A 5,841-nucleotide genomic window follows, 5' to 3' on the forward strand; every position below is an offset into this window, starting at 1 on the left:
GCCTCCTCCTACTCGATTTCAACAAAACTAATTCTGCTCTCTTATCTTAAGTGCTTATATCCAAAAACTTAAAGTTACAGTGATGCATTAATTTCTTTTCATAGGATAGTGGTAGAGCCATATACGGTGTTCGTTAATATTTTTAGCTGTCCACTGACTAAACCGTAGGTTTCTTCATCACGTGTATCTATGGCATAGCTTTAACTTCAACCGTTATCGTATCTTGATATTTACCAGCTCTCGCAAAGTCTATGTTACCTAGCATTACTTCAAGGGGGAGCCCCCAACGCTTGGTTTCATCATTGTTTGAGAAGGTATAAACTGACTTCCGGTTTACCAAAGCATTATTAAATCGCAACGTATATGGGATCGAGATATTGGGTTCCGACTTCTGCTTTAACTCTCCATATTTTTGCTTTACAACTAACCTTACATTCGAGTTTGAAAGAAGATCAAAATCAGAACGGTAGGTGCGGTTAGATTCAAGATCACCAAGTTGGAAGCGATAACCTGAGCTCCCTGAACGTTGAACGTGTGGCGCATTTGGCACTGAGTTGAAAGCTACAAACGCTGGGACTTTGAGTTTAACTTTGGCATTTTTGGTCTCTTGCTTTCTATCTAAGGAAATAGAGGCTTCAAGAAGTCCGTTATAGTTACCAGATGCTGCTACTTTAGCTTCTGGTACCTTTATCCAAAACTTCGTCCTTTGGCTATTATCCAGAGGTAGTTGAAAACCTTTGCTAGGAAAGTGACTCAATTGACGGAAGTTCTTGTCCAGAATAGTAAGGGGCAAATTCGTTCCAATTGAACTTAAGTAGCTAGATTGTTTATTGTTGACCGATACTATGGCCATTGGGAATCGACAGTTCTGAATATCACGTGACAACTCTAAATAAACAGGAATATAAGCGCCTAAATCTCGCTTAAATTCAACATTGCTTCTGTCGATGTTTAGCATCCACTTGCCATTGCATTCGGCGGCCCAAATTGGTTGAGATAACATGGCTAAACCGAACACTGAGATCTTTAGAAAGTGTTTCATGGTTTATCCCTCTTTAATAAGTAAAGTTGGTAGATAAATCAGGTTGTCATTGATTTCTGGGACGTTCAATTTTGTTGGGCTAAAGCCATCTATGACGATGGTGTAGTTGCCCGGTGCAACGCCTTCCACAACGAACCTGCCTGATCGATTAGTGAAAAATTCGTACGTTTTCTGTTGTCCAACCAACTGACCTTGGAAGAGCTTTAATGGTTTTTCTTGTCCGATCTCAATTTTACCAATGATGGTTTTCGATGCTGCCGATCCGATTTTTATTAGATGGCCTGTTTGTGATCCTGGCGTAATGCTGTACTCGTGGTCGCCAAAGTCATAACCTATCGGTGCGTCTGGCACATCAATGTAGATACTGGACAATTGGTGCCCTCCAGACAACTGAACGGCATTACTAATAGTATAGGTAGATATTGCTTCTGCAGGATCATCTGCAACCGCATTAATTTCTACATCAGCATCTAACGAGTTATGAACGGCAATAATTGCCACTGGACCATTGATGGGACGTGACCAAGCTAAGTTACCGTCAGCCAGGGTAAGCGCTGTACTTGCTCGTAAAGAAGCGGTTTGGTAGTTTGCTGAGTTATCAAATGCTAGGTGAGAAACCTTAGCATCTGTGATAAAACGGTTTGCCACATAATTACCCTCGAAAGAGTAAGTTTGAGAGTCGCTCTCGCCTTCAGCAGTCATCGCATAGCCATAACTGCCCGTATAGTCCTCTGATGGGCGTTGAAATTGAGCTCGATAGGTATCTGGTTCGTTGGAGTAGGATATATTTGCATTGTATTCTCCATTGTCAGAGTTCCAGTCCCAATCTGCTGAAAAAGTAAAACGGGTTTCGTCAATGTTTTCATTTGGGTTATCTTCTTTCTCTATACCAGCAGAGAGTGATATATTATAAAATTGCCAAGCAACTTCAGTAGAAGCCTGCCATTGCACTTCAGCCTCTTCAAAATCACGATAGTCACCGCTCAGGATTAAACTAAGGTTATCCGTAATACTGAAAACGTAGTTTGAAAAGACACGAAGTCCAGTACTCGCATCTGCAATCTGCCAGGGTAGTGCAAAATAATTATCCTGGTATTCACTACCAAGGCGAAAGTTTGGGGAGCCATAACTGTCTGTTCCCCATAGTTGATGGGAATAATCTAAGCTGTAGATGCTACCTGTATCGTTATTGGGCTTGTTGTTTTGTGCTGAAGCTCTAACGCCTAAATTCCCCCAATCAGAACCTATTGTTGCAATCACGCCTAGTTGCTGTCCTTCAGGGTGATACAAAGCGTTTGCACCGGCTGTTAAGGTATCGCTAATACCATAGTCATAATAACCAGAAGTTACCCATTGCTCGTCGTCATACTTAAAGTTGTTATCTTCAATCGTCGACGTTAAACCAGAGTAGAATCCAAAATCTGAAATACCTTCGCGTAACAAACGCGAGTTAAAGAACTGGCTATAAACGATGGTATCGGTTCGACCTGATTGATAACTAATATCCAACCGAACATCATTGGTACCAGAAACGAGAGGCAAGTCGTCTAGTGTATATCGACCTGGAGGTAAGCGAATTTCAGTGAGAAAAACGTCGTTAATATAGACTTCTATATCAGCACTCTCATTCAGTACCAGTGGTTGAGTTCCGCCATTTTGGATATTCCGGGTAGGTTGTAAGTCTTGGTACAAACGTTCAAAAGCAAGTCCACCGAGAGGTGTACTAGGAAGGTGTCCGGCACTTGCTTGGGTTACATCGCCAAAGGTAAGTCGAAAAGGGGTTGTCGGTTCATCGAAGAAAAGACGAGCTTCGCCACGATAGACGTCAGAGTTGATATCGTTACCACCAGTAACAAAACCGGAAATGTCAATATTAGCGCCTCGAACGCCGCCAATATTGGTTTTTAATAACCATTCACCAAGCCACGTTTGGGTGTCCTCTGTATTAGAGTCGTTAAACAAGGAGTAGTCAGTACTGGCATTTAATGTATTTTGCATTGTCCAAAAAGCGCTTTCTGAGTATTGGGCGGGTTCATATTTGCTACCAAACGAAAGCAAAAACTCAGCAGCAGCGGTTTCATCAATAACTAGGTTAATATTTTGATCGGAGGAATTGAAGGTTGCACTGATACCCATATGGTTCAGTTGTTCTATCGTAATGTACTCTTCGGAGAAATTTCGTAGCGCCACCAATGTCTCAGGGTTGATCAGCTTTTCAGTTGCCTGCACAAGCTGTTCTACGTTAATGGATCCAACAGTCATACCATCAGAATACGCATTTACTTCGCCGATAGTGTTTTCCCCCCAAGTTACTGGGAATGGGAACAACCAACTTTGCGCGAGCGCGGTTTGTATAACAGTAATGAGAGTGAGACATAAAATGAGATTTTTCATGAAAACCTCACTAGTCTATTGTTTTAACAGAAACTTTCTCTGGCTGCCCTAATTCACTTGGTAAGGTGTACTTGACGGTTGTTCCTGGCATTAAGTAAGCGCTTGTCTTTTTACTTAATACTTCCCAATCGACCGTTTTGTTTGCTTTGTCACCAGAGAAGCTGAACTCCATACCATTCATGTTCAGTACTCGTTTGCCATCGTTACGGATAGCAACCTGGCGATTTTGGAGTGTAGTAGTTGGAATTGATTTACTGGATGTGGGAGAGACAAAAACCAAAGTCGCAAACTCTAATAACATGGAAATAGAACTGTCGTCATCTTCCTCAATTTGATTTTCTAGTTCAATTTGCGAAAAGACGATACGGTAGGTGACGGTTTGTTTTATAGGTCCTGTTGGCATGTAACGTACGCGGAAAGTCTGAGATTTTTGCCCGTCAATTTTAGCTTGAGGTGGAAGGACGAGAAACTCATCTTCCGATGGTGTTAAAATTTCTTCGCCAGTAGAAAAATCAGTTTGATAGACATTTACTTCTAAGAGGATTGGTTCTTCTTCCACATTAGTCACTTTATACAAGCCTTGTGCATTTCGACCAACATCATCAAGTTCTAGATAGATTGGGCTGACTTCGTACGCGAAAAGGGCTGAGCTGAACAATAAAGAAAATAGAAGAGTTATAATCCTAGTCATTGATATTTCTCCATAAAATAAACTTGGCTCGAGAACCGAGCCAAGTTTCTTGCCTAAAAGACATTATCCATAAAGCGTCATTCGGTTATTAGCTTGCTGGACCTGCTGCAGCAAGACTCACTTTGATTTTACCTTTATATTTACCTGCTCGTGCAAAGCCTGAATCTTCAGGTTGTACATAAATTGGATGCTTGTTGATTTTGTTCACCAAGTGTTCGCCCAATGATGGAATTGGCGACGCCGTTACCTCCATGCCATGGTCGTTTTCGGTGTTCGCCACCGTATCTGAACCAATTTTCACTGCGTAGTTAATTTTTTCACTCATATTGTGCTTGGTTACGCCGTTTAGCTGGTAAGCTGTTACTGAAAACTCCAAATCAGTTCCGTAGTTACACCATGCACGCAAGTTACCTACCAAAACTTCCTTATTGTTGAAGCCATTGGACCATGAATCCTCGTGCACTTTGTTCGCTTTGCGTAGAACGTTATTCTTCACATCTTTCTTACCTATTCGCAGTAGACAGCGTTTTGGAACTCGGCCTTCAATTCGAATCGTTTTTTGGTCCGTGTTACTCAGTGTCGTAAAGTCCACAGCATTATTAAATTGAACCGCAGAAGCGCCAAAAGAAAGTGAAGCGGCTGCTACAGCAGTAGCAAGAAGTAACTTTTTCATAACTCAATCCCTCGTTAGTTAAGATGCATATCTGTGCATCGCCTCTAAAGACTACGAGGGAACGGTTAGTCAAACCTCATCACATGGAGTGAAAAATATCGTTTGCATAGGGTGAGTTTAGAATGAGTTTTGTCATAATTCATTTTTCTTTTGATTTAACCTTGTTGCTACCTAGTTAGCGCTTTTTACTTGAGCAAGAAGTTCATATCTCGATCGTAAGTTTAATTTACGAAGTAAGTTTGATGAGTGAGTTTTCACTGTATTGATACTGACGTGCTGCTGAGATGCAATCTGAGAGTTTGAAAGCCCCTTTAGCATCAATGTGCAGGTATCCCTTTCCTTTTTAGTTAACTCTTTGTAATTGATTATATTTTCGCAAGCTGATTCATAATTAGGCTCATTGCTTTGATAGGAAGAAACCAGCTTATTTAACACTGACCTTGGGAACCATATATCTTCTTGATAAACAGATAAAATTGCTTTCGATATAAACTCAAAGTGCTGACCGACTTGCCCTGAAAAGCCTTTCTCTAGCCATACTGTAGAGGTATTGTCATTCACATTGACTGCTAACCAAAATTCGTTTCGTTCATGTAGGATAAATCCGTATCTTTTGGGGCATGGCATTGTTTGAATATCAAATAAAACAACCGTTTCAGGTTCGAGTTTCGGTACTTGCATAAAGCATTGGGAATGAGTTATTTGCGCACTAGGAATAGATACCGAAAGTAGGTCTTTTATCACCCGATAGTATGAATTATTTCGGGTAAGGACATGAATGTCTAACGCGAGTTCAGAATCAACTTCCATGATTGACCTCTCTATTTACTCATACACAAAATCTTTAATAATCGGTAGGTTAATGGGGAGTTATCCCACGGTCTCTGGTTAAACAATATTAGTATTGATTGAGCATTATTCAATGTAATGGATGTGGTATTTTTTTAAGGTGTTGATTTTTAATGATATATAACTAAATGAAATGAAATGAAATGCGCACCAATGGGTCATACTTTAGTACCCCTATCTGGCAGGGTAGAT

Annotated in this window: 5 protein-coding genes; all 5 read right to left on the reverse strand. The window is 40.8% G+C overall.

From position 1 onward, the window contains the following. Positions 1–187: 187 nt before the first annotated feature. The 5 genes from AB4371_RS22135 to AB4371_RS22155 all read right to left on the reverse strand — a co-directional run bounded on the left by AB4371_RS22135 (position 188) and on the right by AB4371_RS22155 (position 5,610). Complete coding sequence (locus AB4371_RS22135) at positions 188–1,042, reverse strand: hypothetical protein (RefSeq protein ID WP_102319911.1); 855 nt, start codon at positions 1,040–1,042, stop codon at positions 188–190. 3 nt (positions 1,043–1,045) lie between these two features. Continuing rightward, positions 1,046–3,436 carry a fimbria/pilus outer membrane usher protein gene (locus AB4371_RS22140; RefSeq protein WP_372054892.1) on the reverse strand — a complete coding sequence of 797 codons (2,391 nt, stop codon included), beginning with the start codon at positions 3,434–3,436 and terminating at the stop codon, positions 1,046–1,048. A gap of 10 nt (positions 3,437–3,446) precedes the next feature. After that, the gene (locus tag AB4371_RS22145; RefSeq protein ID WP_102319913.1) at positions 3,447–4,127 is read right to left on the reverse strand and encodes a molecular chaperone; all 681 of its coding nucleotides are present in this window, start codon (positions 4,125–4,127) and stop codon (positions 3,447–3,449) included. Positions 4,128–4,215: 88 nt separating this feature from the next. Beyond that, positions 4,216–4,800, reverse strand: a complete 585-nt coding sequence (locus tag AB4371_RS22150; RefSeq protein ID WP_372054894.1) for a hypothetical protein — start codon at positions 4,798–4,800, stop codon at positions 4,216–4,218. Between the two features lie 171 nt (positions 4,801–4,971). After that, positions 4,972–5,610 (reverse strand): response regulator transcription factor, encoded by a 639-nt coding sequence (locus AB4371_RS22155; RefSeq protein ID WP_372150670.1) that lies wholly within the window; start codon positions 5,608–5,610, stop codon positions 4,972–4,974. Positions 5,611–5,841: the final 231 nt, after the last annotated feature.

Origin of the sequence: Vibrio sp. 10N.261.51.A3 (assembly GCF_041471965.1) — a bacterium.
Taxonomy (GTDB): Bacteria; Pseudomonadota; Gammaproteobacteria; order Enterobacterales; family Vibrionaceae; genus Vibrio; species Vibrio crassostreae_C.